Genomic DNA, 23,226 nt, shown 5'->3' with positions numbered 1-23,226 from the left:
GAGCATATGCCCCCGGACGAGGTCCGGGCCCCGTCCCCGCCGAACGGGGAACGAGGCCCGGTGACCGGACGGACGTGAGGTCAGCGCGGCTCGGGGAAGCTGGGACGCTCCGGGTCGACGCCGTCCGGGACGGCGGCGGCCGCGTACTCCTTCTTCGGCACCATGACCTTGCGGCGGAACACGCAGACGAGGGTGCCGTCCTGGTTGTAGCCGCGGGTCTCGACCGCCACCACGCCGCGGTCGGGCTTCGACGCCGACTCCCGCTTGTCCAGCACCGTCGTCTCGCCGTAGATGGTGTCGCCGTGGAACGTGGGCGCGACGTGCCGCAGCGACTCGATCTCCAGGTTGGCGATCGCCTTGCCGCTGACGTCCGGCACGGACATGCCCAGCAGCAGCGAGTAGATGTAGTTGCCGACCACCACGTTGCGCTTGAACTGCGAGGCGGACTCGGCGTAGTGCGCGTCCATGTGCAGCGGGTGGTGGTTCATGGTGAGCAGGCAGAAGAGGTGGTCGTCGTACTCGGTGACCGTCTTGCCCGGCCAGTGCCGGTAGACCGCGCCGACCTCGAACTCCTCGTAGTAGCGGCCGAACTGCATCCTTGTCCCCTTCACGGGCGGCGATGGAGTTCGGCACAGCATGCCTTATCGCTTGTTAAGGCGAGGGGCGGGGCGCTCGCCCGGCGGAAATGTCACACCGGGGGTCACCGAGGTCCGGACGCAATGAGCGGCGGGGCCCTCCCCGGCACCCGCCGCCCACGCTCTGATGCGAAGAATTCTGCCGTACGACCACCCTCCGCCGACAGAGACGGAGGTCACATTTATCTTTTCGTAACACTACTGAAAGTAACCGACACTCAGTCGGTAAGCGATCACCGCAGGCTGCATAGACGCTTGTCAAGGCCGAAGTTACCGGCGCGTAGCGGACACATAGCGTGATCTCCTTGGAAACGCTCCCATCACCGCCCGTCACGCAAGTGCGGCATGCATTTGCGTTCCGCACGGCCGGGGCGAACAGATGGGGTTCGATGTGCTCAGGGTCACCGTCCCGGCGCTCAGCGTTTCGTCACCCGCGCGCCGGGAATTCGGACGGACTGACCCTGGTTCCACCGGACGTACGACAATCCGCGGTGATCGGAGAGAGCAAATGGCAACGGTTGAGCTGACCACGGCCAACTTTGACGAGGTGACCGGGCGCGACGGGATCGTCCTGCTCGACTTCTGGGCGGACTGGTGCGGCCCGTGCAAGCGCTTCGCCCCGGTCTACGAGCGCTCCTCGGAGAAGCACCCGGACATCGCCTTCGGCAAGGTCGACACCGAGGCGCAGCAGGAGCTGGCGGTGAAGTTCAACATCAGCTCCATCCCGACGATCATGGCGATCCGTGACGGCGTGATCGTCTTCGCCCAGCCGGGCGCGCTGCCGGAGTCGGCGCTGGAGAACCTCATCGAGCAGGTCCAGGCGCTGGACATGGACGACGTCCGCAAGAAGCTGGCCGAGCACAACCACTGACGTTCCGTACGCCACCGGCCGGCGCCCTCCGGGGTGCCGGCCGGCGGCGTCCTCGCGCCCGCCGGACCGGCGGGACGGGTAGTGAGGAATGGCCGAGTGAGGGACACTTTCGGCCACTTCACTCCCGTAACGTCACCACACGATGGAGACCTTGACCGCCCGCGGGCGCGCGGTCCGAGTGGGCGCCACCCTGCTCGGCCTGGCGCTGCTGCTCCTGGGCACCGTGCGCGGCACCGACGACGACTTCCCGTTCGGGCCGTTCCGGATGTACTCCACCTCCGACCCGCCGAACGCGCCCGCCCCGGACACCCGGGTCGAGGGCGTCGACACCACCGGGACGGTGGTCGCGCTCGGCCAGGAGGCCACCGGCATCCGCCGGGCCGAGATCGAGGGTCAGCAGGGCCGGTACGCCACGGACCCGAGCCTGCTGCGCACCGTCGCCGACGCGTACGCCGAACGCCACCCCGGCGCACCCGAGCTGGTCGAGGTGCGGATCGTCGTCCGCTGGTTCGACATCCAGGGTGGCCGCCCGACCGGCAGGTGGACCGACGAGACAGCGGTGCGCTGGGAGATCGGCCGATGACCGGCTGGCTGACCGAGGCGGTCCCGCGCGGCCGGATCGCCGCCTTTCGCACCCTGGTCTACCTCTTCGTCGCCGCCGACCTGGTCGTCTTCACCCCCTGGGTACGCACCCGGGTCGACGTTCCCGGCGACCTCTACCAGCCGCTGCTCGTCGGCCGGCTGCTCCCGCTGCCCACCCCCACCCCGGCCCTGGTCGGCGTGGTGTTCTGGGCACTGCTGGTCACCGCGCTGCTGGCCGCCACCGGCCGGGCGCACCGGCTGCTCGGCTGGACGGTCTTCGCGCTGTACTTCGAGTGGATGATCGTGGCGATGAGCTACGGCAAGGTCGACCACGACCGGTTCGCGCTCCTGGTGGCACTGGCCGTGCTGCCCACCGCGGGGCGCGCCCGGCACGGCGACCCGACCCGTACCGAGGCGGGCGGCTGGGCGCTGCGGGTCACCCAGATCGCGGTCATCTGCACGTACTTCCTCGCCGCCTGGGCCAAGTTCCGCTTCGGCGGCTGGGACTGGGCGACCGGTTCCGTGCTGGCGAAGGCGATCATCCGGCGCGGCACCGACCTCGCCGACCTGATCGCGCAGGTGCCGCACCTGCTGATCGTGGCGCAGTTCGGCATCCTGGCGTTCGAGCTGCTCAGCCCGCTGGTGTTCGTGCTGCCGGCCCGGTGGCGGACGATGACCGTCGGCTTCTTCTACTCGTTCCACCTGGTGACCATCGCGACGATCACCATCTCGTTCGCGCCGCACCTGGCGGCGATGACCAGCTTCCTGGCGCTGGAGAAGGTCCGCCCCGTGGTGTTCGTCAGGCGCCTGCTCGGCCGCCCGCCGCCGGCCGCCCCGACGTCCCCCGCGCCGGCGACCGCCGATGTGACGCCGGCCCCCGCCCCCTCCGCGCCGGCGACCGCCTGAGCGCGGGTACGCCGGTCAGGCGGTCGGACCCGGGCGGCCGGTCGGGCCGTACAGCCGCTCCCGGGCCTCCTGCGGCAACGCGCAGGCGGCGGTACCGCCCGGCATCCGGTGCCGGTTGCGCGCCACCCAGCGGTACGCGGGCCAGGCCGCCGCGCGGACCGGCACGAGGCGCAGCCCGGCCCCGGCGAACCGCCAGAGCGGCCCGCTGTCGCCGAGCAGCCGGGCGATGGCGTCCGGACCGGCGGCGCGGGAGCCGTCGGCGCCCACCCACTGGACCGCCTCCTCGCACTCGGCCTCCGTCAGGCCCAGCGCCGCCAGGTCGGCGAACTGCCACGGCACCACCCGGGCGCCGGTCGGGATGCGGCGCTCGATGAACTGCGCGCAACTCGTGCAGAAGGCGCAGTCGCCGTCGTAGACGAAGGTCGACGTCTCCATGCCTCCATCCTGCACCCGCCCCGGGCCCCGGCGGCGCGCGGTGTCCGGAGCATCACTTGCGCTTTGTTCGTACACATGTTCGAATGAACGCCATGCGCTGGGACAACCTCTCCGCTCCCCCGGACGAGGGGACTCCCGATCGGGCGGCGCCGGCGGCTCCACCCCTGCCGCTGGCGCTGCCCGGCGCCGTCGCCCGCACGTTCGACACCCCGGGCTTCGCCGGCATGACGTTCTACGAGGTGCACGCCAAGTCGATCATCAACCGGGTGCCCGGCCAGTCGCGGGTGCCGTTCGAGTGGACGATCAACCCCTACCGTGGTTGCTCGCACGCGTGCGTCTACTGTCTGGGCGGCGACACACCGATCCTGATGGCCGACGGCCGCACCAGGGCGATCAGCGAGCTGGAGCCCGGCGACCGGATCTACGGCACCCGCCGGCGCGGCGCCTACCGCCACTACGTCGTCACCACGGTGCTCGACAAGTGGTCCACTGTGAAGCGGGCCTACCGGGTCACCCTGGCCGACGGCACCACGCTCGTCGCCAGCGGCGACCACCGGTTCCTCACCGAACGCGGCTGGAAGCACGTCACCGGAACCATGCGGGGCGGCGGGCGCCGTCCTCACCTGACCACCCGCAACCGCCTGCTGGGCACCGGCCGGTTCGCGGTCGCGCCGAAACGCTCGGCCGACTACCACAGGGGCTACCTGCACGCCCTGATCCGCGACCACGACCGGCCCGGCTTCGGTGCCCGCTTCCGGCTGGCCACCGCCGAGACGGAGGCGCTGGATCGTGCCGAGCGCTACCTGGCCGACGCCGGGGTCACCGTCGAGCGGGCCACAGCCGGCCGGGTCGGCCGGCGGGCGACGACCACTGTGGTACGCACATCCGGCCCGGCCGAGGTCGTCACCGGGTTGTTCGCGCCACCCGACGACACCACCGGTGACTGGGCGCTCGGCTACCTGGCCGGCATGTTCGACGCCGCCGGCACATGCCACCGGGGCGTGTTCCGGATCAGCGTCGCGGACGACGAGAGCCGGGCCCGCACGGCCGCCGCGCTGGACCGGTTCGACTTCCGCTGGGCGCTCGACGTGCCGGGTACGCCGGGTGCGGCGCGTCAGCTCCGGCTGACCGGCGGGCTGCCGGAGCGGCTGCGCTTCTTCCACCTCACCGACCCGGCAGTCACCGCCCGGCGCTCGATCGAGGGCATGGCGCTCAAGTGCGCGGCGCGGCTCCAGGTGACCGCCGTCGAGGATCTGGGCCTGGAGCTTCCGCTGTGGGACATCACCACCGGCACCGGCGACTTCATCGCCAACGGTGTGGTCAGCCACAACTGCTTCGCCCGCAACACCCACACCTATCTCGACCTGGACGCCGGTGCCGACTTCGACCGCAAGGTCATCGTCAAGGTCAACGCGGGCGAGCTGGTACGCCGGGAGCTGGCCGCTCCGCGCTGGCGCGGCGCGCACGTCGCCATGGGCACCAACGTGGACTGCTACCAGCGGGCCGAGGGCCGCTACCGCCTGATGCCACAGATCATCGAGGCGCTGCGCGACTTCGCGAACCCGTTCTCCATCCTGACGAAGGGCACGCTGCTGCTGCGTGACCTGCCACTGCTGCGCCAGGCCGCCGAGGTGACCCGGGTCGGGCTGTCGTACTCCGTGGGGTTCGTCGACGAGGCGCTCTGGCGGGCGGCCGAGCCGGGCACCCCGAGCCCGCGCCGCCGCCTGGACGCGGTCCGTCAGCTCGCCGACGCCGGCTTCGAGGTGGGTGTGCTGATGGCGCCGATCCTGCCCGGTCTCAGCGACGACGAGGAGTCGATCGACGCCACTGTCGCAGCGATCGCCGCCTCCGGCGCGGCCGGCGTGACGCCGCTGCCGCTGCACCTGCGGCCCGGCGCCCGGGAGTGGTACGCCCGCTGGCTGGCCCGGGAGTTCCCGCACCTGGTGCCCCGTTACCGGCAGCTCTACCAGGCCGGCTCGTACGCGCCGCAGGCGTACCAGCGGGAGGTGACCGCGCGGGTGCGGATCGCGGCACGCCGGCACGGGCTGCACCGGGGCGAGACCGGCGACAACCGCCGACTGCCCGAAACTCCGCCGCCTGCCCCGGCCGCCGAACAGCTCTCCCTGCTCTAGCCGCCGAGAGAACCCGCACCGGCGGGGCTAGTGTCGGGGGATGCGTTCCGCTCAGCAGATCCTCGCCGACTCCGCCGTGATCGCCGTCGTGGGCGCCTCCCGTGACCCGGGCAAGGCCGCGCACCGCGTACCGCTGGAGATGCAGCGGCACGGCTGGCGGATCATCCCGGTCAACCCGACGGTGGACGAGTTGTTCGGCGAGAAGGCGTACCCGACGCTCGCCGACATCCCGCACCCGGTCGACCTGGTCGACGTGTTCCGCCCGGCCCGGGACGCGGTCGACGTGGTCCGGCAGGCGGTGGCGATCGGCGCCCCGGCGGTGTGGTTGCAGCTCGGGATCTTCTCGGACGAGGCACGCCGGATCGCCGAGGAGGCCGGCCTCGACTACGTCGAGGACAGATGCCTCATCGTCGAGCGGGCCGCCGCCGGACTGACCCGTACGCCAGGCGGAACGGCCGGCTGACGGCGCGTACCCTTCGGGCATGTCCGATCCCGGCCCGATGGCGGCTGCGGCGGTGCCCGACCGCGACGGGCTGTGGTCCCGCCGGCTGCTCGCGCCGAGCGGCTGATCGCCGCGATCGAGCGGTTCCGGACCACGCCGGAGGCACTGGCGGTGGGGTTGCCGGTGACCGCACCGGAACCGGCCCCCGGCGTGGCGGAACGATGAGTCCTACTGCTTGTACTGCTTGAGCAGGCCGCGCGAGATGATCGTCTTCTGGATCTCCGAGGTGCCCTCGCCGATCAGCAGGAACGGCGCCTCGCGCATCAGGCGCTCGATCTCGTACTCCTTGGAGTAGCCGTAGCCGCCGTGGATCCGGAACGCCTCCTGGACCACCTCGGCGCAGTACTCGGACGCGAGCAGCTTCGCCATGCCGGCCTCGACGTCGTTGCGCTGGCCGGCGTCCTTGAGCCGGGCCGCGTTGACCATGAGGGCGTGCGCGGCCTCGATCTTCGTGCCCATCTCGGCGAGCTTGAACGCGACGGCCTGGTGCTTGGCGAGCGGCTGGCCGAAGGTGTGGCGCTGCTGGGCGTACGCGACAGCCAGCTCGAACGCCCGGATCGAGATGCCGCAGGCGCGGGCCGCCACGTTGACCCGGCCGACCTCGATGCCGTCCATCATCTGGTAGAAGCCCCGGCCGACCTTCTCCTCGCCGCCGAGCACGGCGGAGGCGGGCACTGTGACGCCATCGAGCACCATCTCGGTGGTCTCGACGCCCTTGTAGCCCATCTTGTCGATCTTGCCGGGGATGGTGAGGCCGGGCGCGGTCTCGCCGAAGCCGGGCTCCTTCTCCAGCAGGAAGGTGCTCATGTTGCCGTAGACCGAGTCGGCCCCGGTGTCGGTCTTGACCAGGGTGGCCACCACCGACGAGTACGCCCCGTTCGTCAGCCACATCTTCTGGCCGTTGAGGACGTAGTTGTCACCCTCGCGGACGGCCTTCGACTTGATCGCCGAGACGTCCGAGCCGCACTCGGGCTCGGACATCGAGAACGCGCCGCGCACCTCGCCGGTGGCCATCCGGGGCAGCAGCCGGGCCTTCTGGTCGGCCGAGCCGTGCTGCGAGACCAGGTACGCCACGATGAAGTGGGTGTTGACGATGCCGGAGATCGACATCCAGCCCCGGGACAGCTCCTCCACCACGAGCGCGTAGGTCAGCAGGGACTCGCCCAGGCCGCCGTACTCCTCGTCGATGGTGAGGCCGAACAGCCCCATCTCGCGCATGCCGTCGAGGATGTCGCTCGGGTACTCGTCGGCGTGCTCCAGCCGCTGCGCGTGCGGGATGATCTCCTTGTCGGCGAACTCCCGGACGGTTTCCAGGATCGACCGCTGCACGTCGGTCAGTCCGGGTGTCTGGGCGAGTCGGGCCATCTCAGCCTCCGGGGTCGGCGCCTTACTCATGGGTAACTGAACGCTCGGTCAGTATCGGCCCCGGGACCGGCCGCGCCAAGGTGACCAGTCCACACAACCGCTGTGAAAAGGTTCACCGCTGCGGGTAGCGTCCGCAAGAGAAAAGGCCGTCGACCTGGGGAAAGGGGCGCGCGTGAGTGACGAGCAGCCACCCTCGCCGTACGAGCCGCCGTCGCACGGCCAGCCGTACGGGCAGCCGCAGTACGGCCAGCAGCACCAGCAGTACGGCCAGCAGCCGCCGTACGCGCCGCAGCCGCCCTACGGCCAGTACGGCCCGCCCGGCCAGGGACCAGGACCCCGTGGCACGAACGTGCTCGCCATCCTGTCGCTCGTCTTCGCGTTCGTCTTCGCGCCCGCCGGCATCGTCTGCGGCCACCTGGCCAAGCGGCAGATCCGGCAGACCGGCGAGGACGGCGACCAGCTCGCCACCTGGGGGCTGGTCCTCAGTTACATCTTCACCGCGCTCGGCGTGCTGATCTGCTGCGGCTGGATCGGCCTGGCGTTCTGGGCCAACTCCGACAACAGCACCCACTGACGGTCAGCGGAACTGCGCCTCCCGGACGCTGTTGCCGCCGTCGACCACGAGCATCTGCCCGGTGATGTACGAGGCGGCCGGTGAGCAGAGGAACGCGATCGCCGCGGCCACCTCGTCCGGGGTGCCGGGGCGCCCGACCGGCGTACCGAGCCCCTGCTTGATCTCCGCCATGGTGGATGCCGCGGTGTGGATGATGCCCGGCGCCACCGCGTTCACCGTCACGCCGTCGGCGATCATCTCCATCGCCAGCGCCCGGGTCAGCCCGACCACGCCGGCCTTGGCCGCCGCGTAGGCCGCCTCGGTGGGCAGCGCGTTCACCGGCCCGGCGGTGGCCGCCAGATTGACGATCCGGCCCCAGCCCCGCTCGGCCATGCCGCCGATGAACGCACGGCTGCTCAGGAACGCGGTGGTCAGGTTGCGGTCGATCTCGCCGCGCCACTCGTCGTACGTCAACTGGGCCACCGGACGCAGCACCTCCGGGCTGGCCCGGCTGGCCAGCCCCGCGTTGTTCACCAGCACCTCGACGTCGCCGAGCTGCTCGGCGACCGCGTCGGCGAGCGCGCCCACCTCCGACTCGTCGGTGAGGTCGGCGACGAAACCGGTGACACCCAGCTCGCCCGCGCGATCGTGGATGCGCCTCGTGGTGGACACGATCGCCACCCGGGCGCCCAGGTCGGACAGCCGGCGCGCGGTCGCGTACCCGATGCCGTCGGGGCTGCCCGCGCCGGTCACCAGCGCGACCCGGCCGTCCAGGCGCATGGTGGCCGGTTCCGGCAGCGGCGCGGGCCGCTCGGAGTCGGCGGCGCCGACCGGCTCGCCGCCACGCGGGCGTCGCACCGACCCCGGCCGGCTCATGTCCCGTCGCGACCGACCCCCACGCGCGTCAAGTGCCATGCCGAAGATCCTGCCCGGTGCCGACCGAACGGGCAACGCGGTGGCCGAAAGGGGACGCCCGTGTCGCGCGCCGGGTGGCTACCCTGAGCGCGACCACGTACCTGGAGATGATCAGATGACCTATCCCCCACCGTCCGGTGGCTGGCAGGACCCCTCGGCGGCCGGGCCGCAGTCGAGCCCACCGGCCGACCCGCTGCTGCCGATGGCCGGCAACCCCATCCCGGCCCAGCCCAGCCCGGCGGACCCGTACGCGCCCGCCGACTCGTACGCCGGCATGAAGTCCGCCGACCCGTACGCGGCGGCCGGTTACCCGCCGGGCGCCTATCCGCAGCCGGGCGCGTACCCGCCCCCGGGGGGTTACCCCGGATACGGGTACCCCGCCGGACCGAAGCAGAACGGCCTGGCCATCGCCGCGATGATCGTTTCGATCATCGGCGCGCTCGGCCTCTGCGGTTACGGCCTCGGTGGCTACATCGGCGTGGTGGGCGCGATCCTCGGTCACGTGTCCCGTAAGCAGATCAGGGAACGCGGTGAGGGCGGCGAGGGCTTCGCCACCGCGGGCATCATCGTCGGCTGGATCGCCACCGCGCTGGCCGTGCTGGCCACCGCCGCCATCGTGATCTTGATTGTCTGGGCGGCCAACCAGGAGTCGTCCGGCTACAGCGGCACGACCTACTGAACCCGGCGGGCCGCCCCGCGAACTCGGGGCGGCCCGGGCCGGTCACTCCGAGGGCGGGGTGAACGAGGAGGTACGGGACATGCCCGCGGCACGGCCCTTCGCGGCGATCACCAGCGCCATCTTGCGGGACGCCTCGTCGATCATCTCGTCGCCGAGCATCACCGCGCCGAGCTTCCCGCCCGCCTCCGAGGTGTAGTAGTCGTACGCGTCGAGGATCAGCTCGGCGTGGTCGTAGTCGGCCTGCGCCGGGGAGTAGACCTCGTTGGCGGCGTCGATCTGGCCGGGGTGCAGCACCCACTTGCCGTCGAAGCCCAGCGCCGCCGAGCGCTTCGCCACCTCACGGAACGCGTCCACGTCCCGGATCTGCAGGAACGGGCCGTCGATGGCCTGCTTGTCGTGCATCCGCGCGGCCATCAGGATGCGCATCAGGATGTAGTGGTACGGGTCACCCGGGTAGTCCGGGATCAGCGCGCCGACCACCAGCGACTTCATGTTGATCGAGGCCATGAAGTCGGCCGGGCCGAAGATGATCGTCTCGACCCGGGGCGAGGCCCCGGCGATGGCGTCCACGTTCACCAGCCCGGCCGCGTTCTCGATCTGCGCCTCGATGCCGATCCGGCCCACCTCCAGGCCGAGCGTCTTCTCGATCTGGGTGAGCAGCAGGTCCAGCCAGTGCACCTGCTCGGCGTTCTGCACCTTCGGCAGCATGATGCAGTCCAGGTTCGCCCCGGCGCCCTCGACCACCTCGATGACGTCCCGGTAGGTCCACGGCGTGGTCAGGTCGTTCACCCGGACCACGCGGGTCTTGCCCGTCCAGTCGCCCTCGTTCAGCGCGGCCACGATGTTCTTGCGCGCGTCCGGCTTGGCCAGCGGGGCGACCGCGTCCTCCAGGTCGAGGAAGACCTGGTCGGCGGGGAGGCCCTGGGCCTTGCCGAGCATTTTGACGCTGGAGCCGGGTACCGCCAGGCAGGATCGGCGGGGACGACCGACAGCGGTCATGGATGCGCTCCTTCCAGCGTCCGGCGCGGTGCCGGCGCAGCGGTGGATTTCGAGAACTTAACGATCCCAAAGGGCGTGGTGACGCCACGGTAACCTCGTGCCGTGACCGGGGTGAATGGACCTGTGGAAGATCTCACTGACCGTCGGATCGTGGTGCTGACCGGGGCGAGCTCCGGCATCGGCCTGGCCGCCGCGGAGGAGCTGGCTCGCCGTGGTGACCAGGTCGTGCTGGTCGGCCGCGACCCGGCCCGGCTGCGCGCCGCGGGCGAGCGGGTCCGCGAGTGCTGCGGTGAGCAGCCGGAGCTGTTCCGCGCCGACTTCGCCGTGCTCGACGACGTACGCGGGCTCGCCGAACGGCTGCGCGAGCGGTACGACCGGATCGACGTGCTCGCCAACAACGCGGGCGCGATCGTGCTGGAACCGATCACGACGGTCGACGGTTTCGAGCTGAGCATTCAGGCCAACCACCTCGCCCCGTTCCTGCTCAGCAACCTGCTGGCCGACCGGATCGGGCGGATGGTGGTCACCGCCTCGGACGCGCACCGCAGCGGCGTGCTCGACCCGGACGACCTCAATTCCGCGCTGCGCTCGTACCGGCCGTTCCGGGCGTACGGCACCAGCAAGCAGGCGAACATCCTGTTCACCGCCGAGGCCGCGCGGCGCTGGCCGGAGGTGCCGGCGCACGCGTTCCACCCCGGCGTGGTGCGCACCCGCTTCGGCAACGAGAGCCGGATCGTGGCGCTCGGCATGCGGCTGCTGCCGTTCCGCAGCCCGGAGAAGGGCGCGGAGACGCTCGTGTGGCTGGCCTGCCAGGACCCGTCCCGGCTGACGGACGGCGGCTACTACGCCGACCGCAAGCCGCACCGGCCCCGGCCCAAGGCGGCCGATCCGGCGCTCGCCGCGCGGCTCTGGACCGCCAGCGCGCAGGCGGTTGGGCTCGACGCCTGACGACACCGAGGGGACATATGACCACAGAGCAAGAGGTCCTGCTGGTCGCGCTCGTCGACCTGAGCGCCGACATGGACGCCGGGCGGCGCTACGAGGACGGGGTGCTGGCGCTGCTCGGCCGGCACGGCGGCGAGTTGGAACGGCGGCTGCGCACCGGCGACGGGGAGACCGAGGTGCACGTCATCCGGTTCGCCGCCCGCGCCGGGCTCGACGCGTTCCTGGTCGACCCGGACCGCGTCGCGCTGCGCGCCGAGCTGGGCGACGCGGCGCCCGCCACCCGGGTGCTGGAGGTACGCGACGTCTGAGCTGCGCCTTCTCCCTCACTTCATCACGCGGGGACGCCGAGAACAAGACTTGATCTTGAGGCTGGCGAGGCGCAGTGTCGGGGCGTGGACTTCGATCCCCTGGCCACCGCCCGCCGCGCACTCTGGATCGGCGGCGCGCAGTGGGCCGGCAAGACGACACTCGCGGTCACGTTGGCACTGCGGTACGGGCTGACCGCGTACCTCTACGACCGCCACGACGCGCGAGGGCACGACGACCGGCGGATCGCCGACCGGATCCGACGGGGTGAGCCGCCGGACGGCCCGGACGCGGAGGCGACCTGGGTGACGACGGACCCGGAGCGGATGGCAGCCGAGACCCTCGCCGGGTTTCCGCGCCGCTTCGAGTGGGTGCTCGACGACCTGAGCGCGCTGGTGAGCGGCCGCCGGGTGGTCGCCGAGGGCTGGGGGCTGCGGCCCGAACTGGTCGCCCCGGTCGTCGAGTCGACAGGGCAGATGGTGGTGCTGGTGCCGACGCCGGAGTTCCGCGCGTACCAGGTGGAACGGCTGCCGCGGGCGACGGCCCGGCATCCCGGCGTGAGCGACCCGGAGCGGGCGTGGCGTCATCGGATCGCGCGCGACGAGCTGGTCGCCGCCGACGCGGTCGCCGGCGCCCGGACGCTCGGGGTACGCGTGATCGAGGTGGACCTGGGCCGGGACGCCGAGGCGGTCGCCGCGCTGGTCGCCGACCACTTCGCCGGGTACCTCTGAGCGTCACCGCGACACGTGCACCGGGACGCTGGTGACCACCACGCCGGGCAGCGCCCGCAACGCCGCCCGCAGCCGCTGCTCGGCGCGGCTGTGCAACAACCGGTACCGCCGTCGGCGCAGCACCACCTCCGGCACGATCACGGTGAGCGTCAGCTCCGGGTGCGCGGCGTGCAGCGCCTCCAGGTAGTGCGCGAGCGGCCCGATCACCGACCGGTACGGCGACACGATCGTCTCCAGCCGCAGGTGGTCGCCCCAGGCCCGCCACTGGTCCCGGAACCGGTCCGCCTCGGCCTCCTCCGGCGCGAGGTGCACGGCGAGCGTCGGCCGCCCGAGCGACGTGGCGTACGCCAGTGCGCGCAGCGACGCCCGGTTCAGCCGGGCCACCGGCACGACCACCAGATGGCGTACCTGCTGGGGCAGCTCGTCGCCCTCGGCGGGCGGCGCCGACGGCGGCGGGTGCAGCGCCAGCGCGCGGTGCAGCCGGTCGTAGTGCCTGTGGATCCGGCGGAACAGCAGCACCAGCAGCGGCACGGCGAGCACCACCACCCAGGCGCCCTCGGTGAACTTGGCGACCGCCGCGGTGAGCAGCACCAGCCCGGACAGCGCCGCACCCGCCGCGTTCAGGGCGAGCCGGCGACGCCATCCCGGCCCCCGGTGGCGCCGCCAGTGCACCACCATCCCGGTCTGGGACAGCGTGAAGGCGAGGAACACACCGACCGCGTAGAGCGGGATCAGCCGCTCGGTGTGCCCGCCGAACGCGACGAACACCAGCGCGGCCGTCAGCGCCAGCGCCACCAGCCCGTTGCTGAAGGCCAGCCGGTCGCCCATGTGCAGGAACCGGCGCGGCGCGTGGCCGTCCCGGGCCATGAAGAACAGCAGCCGGGGGAAGTCGTTGAACGCGGTGTTCGCGGCGAGCAGCAGGATCAGCGCGGTGGTGGCCTGGAGGATGGCGTACCCGGGCCCGCTCGGGAACGTCACCCGGCCGAGCTGGGACAGCAGCGTCTCGTCCGCCCGGGGCGCCAGGCCGTCGAGGTGGATCAGCCCGACCAGGCCGGCGAACAGCGTGACCAGCATGGCGACCATCCAGCCGAGCGTGGTGCGGGCGTTGCGCCACTCGGTCGGCCGGAACGCGGGAACCGCGTTCGAGACCGCCTCGATGCCGGTCATCGACACCGCGCCGGAGGAGAACGCGCGCAGCACCAGCAGCACGCCAAGGCCCTCGGCGGCGGGCACCGAGGGCGGCGGCAGCGGCGCGAAACCCCGCGAGGCGGCCTTCGCGTACCCGACCGCCAGCACCGCGACCAGCACCACCACGAACGCGTACGTGGGCAGCACGAAGATGTTCCCGGCGGTCCGTACGCCGCGCAGGTTGCCGGCGAGCAGCACGGCGATCACCAGCACCCCGAGCGGCACGGTCCACCGGCCGAGCCCGGGTAGCGCCGACGTGACCGCGTGCACCCCGGCCGCCACCGACACCGACACGGTCAGCACGTAGTCGAGCATCAGCCCGGCGGCGGCGGCCAGTCCCGGCGTACGCCCGAGGTTGTCCCCCGCGACGATGTAGGAGCCGGCGCCGTGCGGGTAGGCCGGGATGGTCTGCCGGTAGGACAGGCCGACCGCGACCATCAGCACCACGAGCACGGCGGCGAGCGGCAACGCCAGGCCGAGCGCGGCGCTCCCGGCCAGCACCAGCACCGCGAGCATCGCCTCCGGCCCGTACGCCACGGAACTGAGCAGGTCCGAGGAGAGCACCGGCAGCGCGACCAGTTTGCGCATCCGCTCGTACAGCACCGAAGCGCTGGACAACGGCGGACCGAACAGGGCCCGGCGGACCCGGGTGGCGGCCCGCCCGGCCCGGCCACCGGGCAGGTCGGCCGCCCCGGTGGCGACCAGCTCGCCCGGCTGCGCCACGGTGAACATGTCGATCGGCGCCAGCCGGCCGAACCGGGTCGGCGCCGGGTGACGGTCGTGCCGCCCGAGCGCCGGGTCCACCGGCAGGTCGTCGGCGTCGCGAGGGCCGCGCCAGCGTTCGCCGATCCGGCCGAGCGCCGCCCGGTCCTCGTCGCCGAGCGGCGGGAACTCGGCCGAGGGCGTGACGACGGTGCCCGCCTCCGCCGCGTCGTCCCGGTCCGCCCCCACCCTGAGCACTTTCGTGCAAACCGGACCGCCCGGTGGCCGGAACGGCGCGACTTCGCCCCGACCGGCTCAGCCGCCCGGCGGCGTCGGGCCGGCCAGAGCCGCCCCAGGCGAGGATCGCCGACCAGCCGACGCGTCGAGTGGCGGGTGCGGAACGGTCGGTAATCCTCACCCGGACACCCGACAGACACGCACCGTCAACGAACCGTTACGATCATGCACGTCCCGGCGATCCCTGACAGACGTCCGGAGGCGTCCCTCATGCCCAGGTTCCAGGCGGTGCTGTTCGACTTCTTCGGCACCCTGACCCACGGCGCGCGGCGCGGAGCCGCCCACCGCGCCACCGCCGAGGCGCTCGGCTGCTCCACCGAGTCCCTGGTGGAGGTGCTGGACAGCAGCTACTACGAACGGGCCAGCGGATCCTTCGGCGACGCCGAGTCGACGATGCGGTGGGTGTGCGCCCGGCTCGGCGTCCACCCGTCCGACGCGGCGGTACGCGCCGCCGTCGCCACCCGCCACCGGGCCGTGCGGGCCGGCGCCCGGCTACGCGCCGAAGCGGTGCCGGTGCTGGCCGCGTTGCGCCACCGGGGCGTACGCACCGGGCTGGTGAGCGACTGCACGCACGAGCTGCCGGCGTTCCTGCCGCAGCTCGCCGTCGCGCCACTGCTCGACGCCCAGGTCTTCTCGATACGGGTCGGACGCTGCAAGCCCGATCCGGCGCTCTACCTGGCCGCGTGTTACCGGCTCGGCCAGGAGCCGGCCGACTGCCTCTACGTCGGCGACGGCGACAGTCAGGAACTCACCGGGGCGGAGCGGGCCGGGCTGAGCGCGGTCCGGTTGGCCGCGCCGGACCTCGCCGACCACGTGGTGCTCAACGCCGACCACGGCTTCCACGGGCCGTCGATGACCTCGCTGACGGAGGTGCTCGGCCTGCTCGACCCGGTCCCTGTCGCCTGACCGGCTCGTCAACGGCTTCACACGGTCAGCGGCGGCGGACGCGGTGCAGGCGGAACGGCTTGCGGGCGGCCCGCACCACAGGCGCCGGCCGGGGCTGCTCACTGAGCGAGCCGTCCGGCAGGTCGGCGCCGGTCACTGCGGTGCCGGCGGGCGCGAGCCGGTTGAGCGCGCAGCCCTGCGCCGCCCACCGCTCGACCAGCTCCGTGGCGGAGCCGGAGGCGTTGAGCCGCTTCGCCGCGACCAGCGGCGCGATGGTTTCCCACTCCTCGGTGCCCGGTCGCAGCCGGGTCACCCGCGCCGGCCAGGTGACGATCCGCCCGCCGTGATCGCCGCGCAGCGTCACGTCGGCGGTGTCGCTGCCGGCCAGCCCCGGTGCGGCCTGCTCGCCGGGGCCGGTGACCACGAGCAGCGTGCCCTCCACCGGCAGGCACCACAGCGCGTACGCCGGGCCGCCGCCGGTGCTCACCCAGCAGACCGCGGCCTTCTTCACCGCCTCGTCCACGAGCGGCGGCGTCACCCGCTCGTCCACCTCGTCGCTCACCCCGCCATCCTCCCCCATCCCCACCCCAACTCGCCCCACCCCGCCACCCCGCCACCCCGCCCGCCCCCGCCGCCCCCACCCCCGCCCGCGGTGATCAAGGAGTTTGTGTCCTTCCCCGGCCCGTTCGCCGGCACAAACTCCTTGATCACCGGAGCGGGGGGCGGGGGGCGGAGGAGGGAGGAGGGATGGGGTGGGGGGTGGGTGGGCTCAGCCGATGAAGGGGGGGACGGTGATCTCGCCTCGGGCCACCGGCATCACCTGGCCGGAGACCGTCGCGCCCATCGCCAGCCCGCCGGAGGCGGTCACCGTGCAGTGGAGCGTGGACGGGCGGTTGATCTCGATGCCCTGCCGGACGGTGTACTCCGCGCGGCCGTCGCCGGGAAGCAGGCCGCTGGCGACCAGCCACACGCCCAGTCCCAGGGCGGCCGAGCCGGTCGCCGGATCCTCGGGTACCCCCAGCCCCGGCACGAAGACCCGGGCGTGCGCGGTTTGCGAATCGGCGTCCCAGGAGAAAAGGCTGACGTGCTCCACTCCGTACCGCTGCGCCGCCGTCGTGTTCAACAGTGCCCGGGCCACCGCGTCCGGGCGTACCGGAAGGTAGGGGAATTCGAGACCGCACCCGGCGACCCGGGGTGGCGGGCCGACGTGGTCCGGTCCGGCGAGGCCGACCATCTCCAGCAGCGGCTCCGGGTCGAGTTCCGGGCCGAGCGTGGGCGTGCCGCCGGTGAGCGTCGCGCCGGTGGCCGTCACCTCGAGCGGCAGGACGCCGACGCCGCACTCCTGGGTGACCCGGCCGGTGCCGAACACGCCGCGCCGGCTCGCGGTCACCGCGGCGCCGACGCTCGGGTGCCCGGCGAACGGCAGCTCGTCGGCCGGGGTGAAGATCCGGGCCCGGTAGGTGGCGCCCACCTGCGTCGGGGGCAGCACGAAGACCGTCTCGGACAGGTTGAACTCCAGCGCGAGCGCCTGCATCTGCTCGGTGGCCAGCCCTTCCGCGCCGAACACCACGGCCAGCGGGTTGCCGGCGAACGGGCGGTCGGTGAAGACGTCCACGATCTCGTAGCCCAAGGTCGACATGCTGTTAGAGAGTAGGCCCTTAGGCTGGTGCCCGTGAGCACGCCGAACCGGGTCTACCTCGCTCGACTCGCCGGAGTCGCCGTCTTCGACCCGAACGGCGACCAGGTCGGCCGTGTCCGGGACGCGGTGGCCCGGATGCGCGCGACGCAGCGACCGCCGGAGGTGGTCGGTCTGGTCGCCGAGATGCCGATGCGGCGACGCATCTTCCTGTCCATCAACCGGATCACCTCCATCGACCCGGACGCGGTGGTGCTCGGCAGCGGCACTCTCAACCTGCGCCGGTTCGAGAAGCGCCCGAACGAGCTGCTGGTGCTCCAGGAGCTGCTCGACCGGCGGGTCCAGCTCGACAGCGGGCAGGCCGGCTCGGTGGTGGACGTGGCGATGGAGTGCAGCCGCGGCGGCGAGTGGGCGCTGGGCCGGGTCGCCGTCCGCGAGCACACCGGCCGGCTCACCCGCCGCGGCCACCTCCACCAGGTCGACTGGGACCGGGTCCGCGGCCTGGGCACGGTCGGCGACAACCGGGGTACGGCGAACCTGCTCGCCGTCCTGGAGGACATGCGCCCGGCCGACCTGGCGAACGCCCTCCAGGACCTGCCCGACGCCCGGCGCAACGAGGTGGCCGCCGCGCTCGACGACGAACGCCTGGCCGACGTGCTGAGCGAGCTGCCCGAGCGCGACCAGGTGGAGATCCTGGCCGCGCTGGACCGCCAGCGCGCCGCCGACGTCCTGGAGGAGATGGAACCGGACGACGCGGCCGACCTGCTGAACGAGCTGCCCCCGCCGGAGCAGGACGTGCTGCTGGACCTGATGGAGCCGGACGAGGCCGACCCGGTACGCCAGCTGCTGCGCTACGCCTCCGGAACGGCCGGCAGCGTGATGACCTCGGAGCCGGTGATCCTGCCGCCGGACGCCACGGTGGCCGAGGCGCTGGCCCGGATCCGGGAGGTGCAACTGTCCCCCGCCGTGGCGGCCCAGGTCTTCGTGGCCCGTGCCCCGCTCACCACACCGACCGGCCGCTACCTGGGTATGGTGCACTTCCAGCGGTTGCTCCGCGAACCGCCGGCCGACCTGCTCGGCGGCATCGTGGTGAACGACATCGACCCGCTGCGCACGTCGACCCCGCTGCCCGAGATCACCCGCCGGATGGCCACGTACGACATGGTCGGCATGCCGGTGGTGGACCGGAACAACCGGCTCGTCGGCGCGGTGACAGTGGACGACGTGCTGGACCACTCCCTGCCGCGGGACTGGCGGGAACGGGACGCGGCATCCACCTCGTCCGCCACCGACGACGGCACCCTGGACGGCGACGATGAGTGACCAGCGACGCGGCGACCGGCTCGACCAGCCGCGCGCCCCGCGGAGCCTGCACCTGCCGCGGGTCGACGCGGAGACGTTCGGCCGCTGGGCCGAGGGCATCGCCCGGGGCATGGGTACGGCGAACTTCCTCGTCTACATGACGCTGATCCTGGTGGCCTGGTTCCTGTGGAACACGCTGGCGCCGGCGAATCTGCGCTTCGACCCGTACACCTTCACGTTCTTGACCTTGATCCTCTCCCTCCAGGCGTCGTACGCCGCGCCGTTGATCCTGCTCGCGCAGAACCGGCAGGCGGACCGGGACCGGATCGCGATGGACGAGGACCGGCGGCGGGCCACGCTGCAGAAGGCCGACACGGAATACCTGGCCCGGGAGATCGCCGCGCTGCGGATAGCGATGGGTGACGTGGCGACCCGGGACTTCCTGCGCTCGGAGCTGACCCGGCTGGGTGAGGAGCTGGACGAGGCGGCCGAGCGGCGGCGCAAGCTGGAGCGGCGGCAGCAGGAGCGTGAGGGCCGGCGGGCGGGCGGCGGCGAGCCGCTGGACGAGCCCCGGGACGAGCTGGACAGCGACTACGCGCGCGACCGCTGACCGGTCATCGAATCGCTCACACCGCCCCCGCCAGCGGCGGTGGCGGATGACCCGCGACGTAGCATTGCGGGCATGTCAGCACCCGTCAGCACCGTCTCCGACGCGATCCAGGCCGCCCTGGCCACCGTCAACGACCCGGAGATCCGCCGGCCGATCACCGAACTCGGCATGGTCAAGTCCGCCGAGCGCGACGAGGACGGCGTGGTCCGGGTGGAGCTGCTGCTCACCGTGGCCGGCTGCCCGCTGAAGGACAAGCTGCGCAGCGACATCACCGCCGCCGTGGGCGCGGTACCCGGCGTGAGCGGTGTCGAGATCACCTTCGGGGTGATGAGCCCGGAGCAGCGCCAGGAGCTGCAGTCGAAGCTGCGCGGTGGCGGCGCCACCGCCGAGCCGGTGATCCCGTTCGCCCAGCCGGGCTCGCGGACCCGGGTCTACGCGGTCGCCAGCGGCAAGGGCGGCGTCGGCAAGTCCAGCGTCACCGTCAACCTGGCCGCCGCGCTGGCCGCCCGGGGCCTGTCGGTGGGCGTGGTGGACGCGGACATCTACGGTCACTCGGTGCCCCGGATGCTCGGCGCCGACGGTGCGCCGACCCGCGTCGAGGACATGATCATGCCGCCGCAGTCGCACGGCGTGAAGGTCATCTCGATCGGCATGTTCACCCCCGGCAACGCCGCTGTGGTCTGGCGCGGGCCGATGCTGCACCGGGCGCTCCAGCAGTTCCTCGCCGACGTCTACTGGGGTGACCTGGACGTCCTCCTGCTCGACCTGCCGCCGGGCACCGGCGACATCGCGATCTCGGTGGCCCAGTTGCTGCCGAACGCGGAGATCCTGGTCGTCACCACGCCGCAGGCGGCCGCCGCCGAGGTGGCCGAGCGGGCCGGCGCGATCGCGTTGCAGACCCACCAGCGGGTGGTCGGCGTGATCGAGAACATGTCCTGGCTGGAGATGCCGGACGGCTCCCGGATGGAGGTCTTCGGGGCCGGCGGCGGCGCGGCGGTGGCCGAGTCGCTGACCCGTACGATCGGCGCGCAGGTGCCGGTGCTGGGGCAGATCCCGCTGGACACCCGGGTACGCGAGGGCGGCGACGCCGGTCAGCCGATCGTGCTGGCCCAGCCGGACGCCCCGGCCGCGAAGGCGCTGTTCGAGGTCGCCGACCGCCTGGCCGTGCGCCGTGAGTCCCTGCTCGGCAAGCCCCTGGGCCTCAAGCCGGCCGGCCGCTGACCCGCACCGCTCCCGCTCTCCGCCGCCCCTTCCCGCCATGCGGGAGGGGGCGGCGCCCGTTTCAGCGGACGATCATGAGGTTGGCGGTCGCCGACGCGCCGCCACCTTCATGATCGACGGCGCGCGAGAGGGCGAGCGGTCAGGTGGCGTCGTCGTAGGACGGGCGGGGGGCCGGGGGCGTCGGGGTGGGTGCGGGGGTGCTGGTCGCCACGCTCGGGGTGCGCAGGTCGGCGGCCTTCGCCACGTCCTTCAACTCGTCGTGCACGCCTGTGACGTCCGAGCGCAGGTCGTCGTACATGCTCTGGAGCGGCTTGCGGATCGCCTGCTCGTCTTCCTCGCTGAGCAGGTGCTTGCGGATGAACGCCTTGGGGTGCAGATCCTCCAGCTGGATGTCGGTGCCCAGCTCGCGACTCAGGTCGCCGGTGGCGTTGCGCGCCATGTTGCGCAGGTTGCGGACCATCCGGAGGCCGTCGCTGATCACGTTGGGCAGCCGGTCCCCGAAGATCAACAGCGCCAGGAGCAGCAGGACGCCGATCTCCCACCAGTTCAGGTTCTCGAACACCGCGGCCTCCTCGTCCGTGTGAGGGCAAGACTACGCACGTCAGGTGACCATCCGGGAGGGGGTGACGGGTGCTTACTTCGCGTCAGCGGCGAGCGTCACCGACGCGTTCTGGCGCGACGACCCGCGCCGGTACTCGACTGTCACCACCGAACCGGGCGCGTACTTGCGCACCAGGGCCACCAGGTCGGTCGGATCGGTCATCGGATGGCCGTCCAGCCGCAGCACCACGTCCCCGGTACGGAGTCCGGCAGCCGCCGCCGGGCCGGCCGGCTCGACCGCGTTGAGGCGTACCCCGCCGCCGGTGGCGCCGGTGCCGCCGACCTGGGCGCCGATCACCGTACGCCGGGCCTTGCCGGTGCCGATGATGTCCTCGGTGATCCGCTTCGCCTGGTTGATCGGGATGGCGAAGGCGAGGCCGATGTTGCCGGCCTCCTGCCCGTCGGCCACCAGCGACTTGATCGTCGAGTTCACCCCGACCACCCGCCCGGCGCCGTCCACCAGCGGGCCGCCGGAGTTGCCGTGGTTGACCGCGGCGTCGGTCTGGATCGCCGCGTAGTAGCGGGTCGGCCCGCCCGGCTCGCCGGCCTGCATGGTCCGGTCCAGCGCGCTCACGATGCCGGCGGTGACGGTGTTCGCGAGCGACAGCGGTGACCCGATGGCGAGCACCGGGTCACCGACGGCGAGCGCGTCGGAGTCGCCGAACTGCACCGGGGTCAGCCCGCCGCGGGAGACTTTGATCACGGCGAGGTCCGACTCCGGGTCCTGCCCGACCACGGTGGCGGCGGCGGTGCTGCCGTCGTTGAACACGACAGTGGCCTTGCCCGGGCCGTCGGCGACCACGTGGTCGTTCGTGACGATGTGGCCCTCGCTGGTCACCACGAAGCCGGAGCCCTCGCTGGTGCCGCCGAGGCTGACCACGCGGATGGTGACCACGCTGGGCAGGACCCGCTCGGCCACCCCGGCCAGCGACTCGGGCTTGCGCTGCGCCAGCGCCGGGGCCTGGCCGGACTGCGCGCCGATCGTCGGCACGTCGCCGCCGCGCAGGAACGCGTACGTCAGGGCGCTGCCCAGGGAACCGGCCAGCAGCGCGGTGACCAGCGAGATCAGCACCACCTGCCGCAGCCCCGGCCGGGCCGGCAGATCGGGGTCGGTGACTGGCTCCGGCTCCCCCGCACCGGGCGCCGGTGTCGCCGGAACCACCACGGCGGCGGGCGCGTACGGGTCCCGCCAGGGGTCGGCCAGCGCGTCGGACCACCACGGCGACGGCACCTGACCCGGGGCGTCCTGCGGCGGTCGTCCGGACGCCGGCCCACCCGGTGCCGGCGATCCGCCGGGCCGCCGCCAGTCCCAGCCGTCGGTCACGTCGGTGCCTCCCACTCCGTCCCGCTGGCCCCGCGCCGGCGGCCGGCGGAGCCGGACGACAGTGACGCGCGGGACCCATCCAGGATTACACGGATGGCGCGAATGGGGTCAGGGGTTGCCGTCGGTGAGCACCCGGCGACGGACTCGCGGCTGCGCCGGTACCGGCCCGCCTCTACGCTCACAGTGCATACCGCCCCTCGCACCAGTCCGCCCCTCGGAGGTGTCCCATCGCCACGGTCGCCGGTCACGGCAGTTCGACGGCCCAGGCGCTTCACTTCGCCGAGTCTTTCGTCCCCGAGGATCTCGTGCTGCGCACGGCCCGCGCCCTCGCCCACGAGGTGGGGGTGGAAGCGGTCACGCCCGGGTCGGGCGCCGCGCTGCGGCTGCTCGCCGCCGCCGGCAACGCCCGGGCGGTGGTGGAGATCGGCACCGGCACCGGCGTGAGCGGCGTGTGGCTGCTGCGCGGCATGCGCCCCGACGGGGTGCTCACCACGATCGACGTCGAGGTCGAATACCAGCGCATCGCCCGGCGGCTGTTCCAGGAGGCGGGCTTTCCGTCGGGACGTACCCGGATCATCACCGGCCGGGCCCTCGACGTGCTGCCCCGGCTCGCGGACGGCGCCTACGACCTGGTCTTCGTGGACGCGGTGGCGACCGGCTTCGCCGCGTACGTGGACGCGGCGCTGCGGCTGCTGCGCCCCGGCGGGGTGCTCGCGCTCAACGGCGCGCTGGCGGCCGGCCGGATCAGCGACCCGGCCGCGCGCGACGTCGAGACGGTCACCGTGCGGGAGACGATCAAGGCGATCCGCGAGTCGGAGCAGTGGGTGCCCGCGCTGCTGCCGGTCGGCCACGGCCTGCTCGCCGCGGTGAAGGCCTGACTCGGCCCCCACGTGCCCCGGCACGCC

At 72.7% G+C, this 23,226-nt stretch carries 25 protein-coding genes; 15 read left to right on the top strand and 10 right to left on the bottom strand.

What is annotated here, in order from left to right; genetic code table 11:
• Positions 1-80 precede the first annotated feature (80 nt).
• On the bottom strand, positions 81-596 hold the full coding sequence (locus tag AB0B20_RS18215) for a MaoC family dehydratase (protein ID WP_013283894.1): 516 nt from the start codon (positions 594-596) through the stop codon (positions 81-83).
• Positions 597-1,143: 547 nt separating this feature from the next.
• On the opposite strand from AB0B20_RS18215, the gene trxA reads away from it, so the two are divergent.
• The 3 genes from trxA to AB0B20_RS18200 all read left to right on the top strand — a co-directional run bounded on the left by trxA (position 1,144) and on the right by AB0B20_RS18200 (position 2,994).
• Positions 1,144-1,506 (top strand): thioredoxin, encoded by a 363-nt coding sequence (trxA, locus tag AB0B20_RS18210; protein ID WP_269702434.1) that lies wholly within the window; start codon positions 1,144-1,146, stop codon positions 1,504-1,506.
• Between the two features lie 142 nt (positions 1,507-1,648).
• The gene (locus AB0B20_RS18205) at positions 1,649-2,089 is read left to right on the top strand and encodes a hypothetical protein (RefSeq protein WP_357471859.1); all 441 of its coding nucleotides are present in this window, start codon (positions 1,649-1,651) and stop codon (positions 2,087-2,089) included.
• Positions 2,086-2,994 (top strand): MFS transporter permease, encoded by a 909-nt coding sequence (locus tag AB0B20_RS18200; protein ID WP_357471856.1) that lies wholly within the window; start codon positions 2,086-2,088, stop codon positions 2,992-2,994. Before AB0B20_RS18205 ends, AB0B20_RS18200 begins: the two co-directional genes overlap by 4 nt.
• Positions 2,995-3,009: 15 nt before the next feature.
• Here AB0B20_RS18200 and AB0B20_RS18195 read toward each other — a convergent pair whose 3' ends face one another.
• A complete protein-coding gene (locus AB0B20_RS18195; protein WP_357381302.1) occupies positions 3,010-3,429 on the bottom strand; it encodes a DUF393 domain-containing protein in 420 nt (139 codons plus the stop codon).
• An 83-nt stretch (positions 3,430-3,512) separates the two neighbouring features.
• Here AB0B20_RS18195 and AB0B20_RS18190 point away from each other — a divergent pair, with 83 nt between their 5' ends.
• Complete coding sequence (locus tag AB0B20_RS18190; RefSeq protein WP_357471854.1) at positions 3,513-5,561, top strand: intein-containing Rv2578c family radical SAM protein; 2,049 nt, start codon at positions 3,513-3,515, stop codon at positions 5,559-5,561.
• 40 nt (positions 5,562-5,601) lie between these two features.
• On the top strand, positions 5,602-6,024 hold the full coding sequence (locus AB0B20_RS18185) for a CoA-binding protein (RefSeq protein WP_357381298.1): 423 nt from the start codon (positions 5,602-5,604) through the stop codon (positions 6,022-6,024).
• 207 nt (positions 6,025-6,231) lie between these two features.
• On the opposite strand, the gene AB0B20_RS18180 is transcribed toward AB0B20_RS18185, so the two are convergent.
• Positions 6,232-7,428, bottom strand: a complete 1,197-nt coding sequence (locus AB0B20_RS18180) for an acyl-CoA dehydrogenase family protein (RefSeq protein WP_357381296.1) — start codon at positions 7,426-7,428, stop codon at positions 6,232-6,234.
• A 172-nt stretch (positions 7,429-7,600) separates the two neighbouring features.
• Between AB0B20_RS18180 and AB0B20_RS18175 the strand changes: the two genes are divergently transcribed.
• Positions 7,601-8,002 carry a DUF4190 domain-containing protein gene (locus AB0B20_RS18175; protein WP_357381294.1) on the top strand — a complete coding sequence of 134 codons (402 nt, stop codon included), beginning with the start codon at positions 7,601-7,603 and terminating at the stop codon, positions 8,000-8,002.
• A gap of 3 nt (positions 8,003-8,005) precedes the next feature.
• Here AB0B20_RS18175 and AB0B20_RS18170 read toward each other — a convergent pair whose 3' ends face one another.
• Positions 8,006-8,857, bottom strand: a complete 852-nt coding sequence (locus tag AB0B20_RS18170) for an SDR family NAD(P)-dependent oxidoreductase (RefSeq protein ID WP_357381292.1) — start codon at positions 8,855-8,857, stop codon at positions 8,006-8,008.
• Between the two features lie 154 nt (positions 8,858-9,011).
• Here AB0B20_RS18170 and AB0B20_RS18165 point away from each other — a divergent pair, with 154 nt between their 5' ends.
• Positions 9,012-9,575, top strand: coding sequence for a DUF4190 domain-containing protein (locus AB0B20_RS18165; protein ID WP_357381290.1), 564 nt, complete (start codon positions 9,012-9,014; stop codon positions 9,573-9,575).
• A 42-nt stretch (positions 9,576-9,617) separates the two neighbouring features.
• On the opposite strand, the gene AB0B20_RS18160 is transcribed toward AB0B20_RS18165, so the two are convergent.
• A complete protein-coding gene (locus AB0B20_RS18160; RefSeq protein WP_357381288.1) occupies positions 9,618-10,574 on the bottom strand; it encodes a CoA ester lyase in 957 nt (318 codons plus the stop codon).
• A gap of 123 nt (positions 10,575-10,697) precedes the next feature.
• Here AB0B20_RS18160 and AB0B20_RS18155 point away from each other — a divergent pair, with 123 nt between their 5' ends.
• From AB0B20_RS18155 to AB0B20_RS18145, 3 genes are all read left to right on the top strand, one after another.
• Positions 10,698-11,522 (top strand): SDR family NAD(P)-dependent oxidoreductase, encoded by an 825-nt coding sequence (locus AB0B20_RS18155; RefSeq protein WP_357381286.1) that lies wholly within the window; start codon positions 10,698-10,700, stop codon positions 11,520-11,522.
• A 17-nt stretch (positions 11,523-11,539) separates the two neighbouring features.
• Positions 11,540-11,827: a hypothetical protein gene (locus tag AB0B20_RS18150; RefSeq protein ID WP_357381284.1), complete on the top strand. Its 288-nt coding sequence runs from the start codon at positions 11,540-11,542 to the stop codon at positions 11,825-11,827.
• 84 nt (positions 11,828-11,911) lie between these two features.
• On the top strand, positions 11,912-12,556 hold the full coding sequence (locus AB0B20_RS18145; protein ID WP_357381282.1) for a hypothetical protein: 645 nt from the start codon (positions 11,912-11,914) through the stop codon (positions 12,554-12,556).
• 3 nt (positions 12,557-12,559) lie between these two features.
• Here the strand turns inward: AB0B20_RS18145 and AB0B20_RS18140 are convergent, their stop codons facing one another.
• Positions 12,560-14,695: an APC family permease gene (locus tag AB0B20_RS18140; RefSeq protein WP_357471850.1), complete on the bottom strand. Its 2,136-nt coding sequence runs from the start codon at positions 14,693-14,695 to the stop codon at positions 12,560-12,562.
• 258 nt (positions 14,696-14,953) lie between these two features.
• On the opposite strand from AB0B20_RS18140, the gene AB0B20_RS18135 reads away from it, so the two are divergent.
• On the top strand, positions 14,954-15,649 hold the full coding sequence (locus AB0B20_RS18135; protein WP_357471847.1) for an HAD family hydrolase: 696 nt from the start codon (positions 14,954-14,956) through the stop codon (positions 15,647-15,649).
• A gap of 25 nt (positions 15,650-15,674) precedes the next feature.
• Here AB0B20_RS18135 and AB0B20_RS18130 read toward each other — a convergent pair whose 3' ends face one another.
• Both AB0B20_RS18130 and AB0B20_RS18125 read right to left on the bottom strand, forming a co-directional pair.
• Positions 15,675-16,208, bottom strand: coding sequence for a hypothetical protein (locus tag AB0B20_RS18130; RefSeq protein ID WP_357381276.1), 534 nt, complete (start codon positions 16,206-16,208; stop codon positions 15,675-15,677).
• Positions 16,209-16,397: 189 nt separating this feature from the next.
• Positions 16,398-17,267, bottom strand: a complete 870-nt coding sequence (locus AB0B20_RS18125; RefSeq protein WP_357381274.1) for a PhzF family phenazine biosynthesis protein — start codon at positions 17,265-17,267, stop codon at positions 16,398-16,400.
• A gap of 33 nt (positions 17,268-17,300) precedes the next feature.
• Here AB0B20_RS18125 and AB0B20_RS18120 point away from each other — a divergent pair, with 33 nt between their 5' ends.
• From AB0B20_RS18120 to AB0B20_RS18110, 3 genes are all read left to right on the top strand, one after another.
• Positions 17,301-18,587, top strand: a complete 1,287-nt coding sequence (locus tag AB0B20_RS18120) for a CBS domain-containing protein (RefSeq protein WP_357381272.1) — start codon at positions 17,301-17,303, stop codon at positions 18,585-18,587.
• Complete coding sequence (locus tag AB0B20_RS18115) at positions 18,580-19,176, top strand: DUF1003 domain-containing protein (RefSeq protein ID WP_357381270.1); 597 nt, start codon at positions 18,580-18,582, stop codon at positions 19,174-19,176. The genes AB0B20_RS18120 and AB0B20_RS18115 overlap by 8 nt, the downstream gene beginning before the upstream one ends.
• Positions 19,177-19,248: 72 nt before the next feature.
• On the top strand, positions 19,249-20,397 hold the full coding sequence (locus tag AB0B20_RS18110; RefSeq protein WP_357381268.1) for a P-loop NTPase: 1,149 nt from the start codon (positions 19,249-19,251) through the stop codon (positions 20,395-20,397).
• 139 nt (positions 20,398-20,536) lie between these two features.
• On the opposite strand, the gene AB0B20_RS18105 is transcribed toward AB0B20_RS18110, so the two are convergent.
• Both AB0B20_RS18105 and AB0B20_RS18100 read right to left on the bottom strand, forming a co-directional pair.
• Entirely contained in the window at positions 20,537-20,959 is a 423-nt protein-coding gene (locus AB0B20_RS18105) for a preprotein translocase subunit TatB (protein ID WP_357381266.1), read from the bottom strand.
• A gap of 72 nt (positions 20,960-21,031) precedes the next feature.
• Entirely contained in the window at positions 21,032-22,336 is a 1,305-nt protein-coding gene (locus AB0B20_RS18100; protein ID WP_357381264.1) for a trypsin-like peptidase domain-containing protein, read from the bottom strand.
• Positions 22,337-22,626: 290 nt separating this feature from the next.
• On the opposite strand from AB0B20_RS18100, the gene AB0B20_RS18095 reads away from it, so the two are divergent.
• A complete protein-coding gene (locus AB0B20_RS18095; RefSeq protein WP_357381262.1) occupies positions 22,627-23,199 on the top strand; it encodes an O-methyltransferase in 573 nt (190 codons plus the stop codon).
• Positions 23,200-23,226: the final 27 nt, after the last annotated feature.

Source organism: Micromonospora sp. NPDC049151 (assembly GCF_040648395.1).
Lineage (GTDB): Bacteria > Actinomycetota > Actinomycetes > Mycobacteriales > Micromonosporaceae > Micromonospora.
The sequence above is the reverse complement of the archived record's forward strand: the minus strand, read 5'-3'. Positions and strand labels throughout refer to the sequence as shown.

What these genes read in the sequence shown, in the direction of transcription:
- AB0B20_RS18215 (WP_013283894.1), bottom strand. Translation starts at nt 596, where the DNA reads ATGCAGTTCGGCCGCTACTACGAGGAGTTCGAGGTCGGCGCGGTCTAC.
- trxA (WP_269702434.1), top strand. Translation starts at nt 1,144, where the DNA reads ATGGCAACGGTTGAGCTGACCACGGCCAACTTTGACGAGGTGACCGGG.
- AB0B20_RS18205 (WP_357471859.1), top strand. Translation starts at nt 1,649, where the DNA reads ATGGAGACCTTGACCGCCCGCGGGCGCGCGGTCCGAGTGGGCGCCACC.
- AB0B20_RS18200 (WP_357471856.1), top strand. Translation starts at nt 2,086, where the DNA reads ATGACCGGCTGGCTGACCGAGGCGGTCCCGCGCGGCCGGATCGCCGCC.
- AB0B20_RS18195 (WP_357381302.1), bottom strand. Translation starts at nt 3,429, where the DNA reads ATGGAGACGTCGACCTTCGTCTACGACGGCGACTGCGCCTTCTGCACG.
- AB0B20_RS18190 (WP_357471854.1), top strand. Translation starts at nt 3,513, where the DNA reads ATGAACGCCATGCGCTGGGACAACCTCTCCGCTCCCCCGGACGAGGGG.
- AB0B20_RS18185 (WP_357381298.1), top strand. Translation starts at nt 5,602, where the DNA reads ATGCGTTCCGCTCAGCAGATCCTCGCCGACTCCGCCGTGATCGCCGTC.
- AB0B20_RS18180 (WP_357381296.1), bottom strand. Translation starts at nt 7,428, where the DNA reads ATGGCCCGACTCGCCCAGACACCCGGACTGACCGACGTGCAGCGGTCG.
- AB0B20_RS18170 (WP_357381292.1), bottom strand. Translation starts at nt 8,857, where the DNA reads ATGAGCCGGCCGGGGTCGGTGCGACGCCCGCGTGGCGGCGAGCCGGTC.
- AB0B20_RS18165 (WP_357381290.1), top strand. Translation starts at nt 9,012, where the DNA reads ATGACCTATCCCCCACCGTCCGGTGGCTGGCAGGACCCCTCGGCGGCC.
- AB0B20_RS18160 (WP_357381288.1), bottom strand. Translation starts at nt 10,574, where the DNA reads ATGACCGCTGTCGGTCGTCCCCGCCGATCCTGCCTGGCGGTACCCGGC.
- AB0B20_RS18150 (WP_357381284.1), top strand. Translation starts at nt 11,540, where the DNA reads ATGACCACAGAGCAAGAGGTCCTGCTGGTCGCGCTCGTCGACCTGAGC.
- AB0B20_RS18135 (WP_357471847.1), top strand. Translation starts at nt 14,954, where the DNA reads ATGCCCAGGTTCCAGGCGGTGCTGTTCGACTTCTTCGGCACCCTGACC.
- AB0B20_RS18130 (WP_357381276.1), bottom strand. Translation starts at nt 16,208, where the DNA reads ATGGGGGAGGATGGCGGGGTGAGCGACGAGGTGGACGAGCGGGTGACG.
- AB0B20_RS18125 (WP_357381274.1), bottom strand. Translation starts at nt 17,267, where the DNA reads ATGTCGACCTTGGGCTACGAGATCGTGGACGTCTTCACCGACCGCCCG.
- AB0B20_RS18115 (WP_357381270.1), top strand. Translation starts at nt 18,580, where the DNA reads ATGAGTGACCAGCGACGCGGCGACCGGCTCGACCAGCCGCGCGCCCCG.
- AB0B20_RS18110 (WP_357381268.1), top strand. Translation starts at nt 19,249, where the DNA reads ATGTCAGCACCCGTCAGCACCGTCTCCGACGCGATCCAGGCCGCCCTG.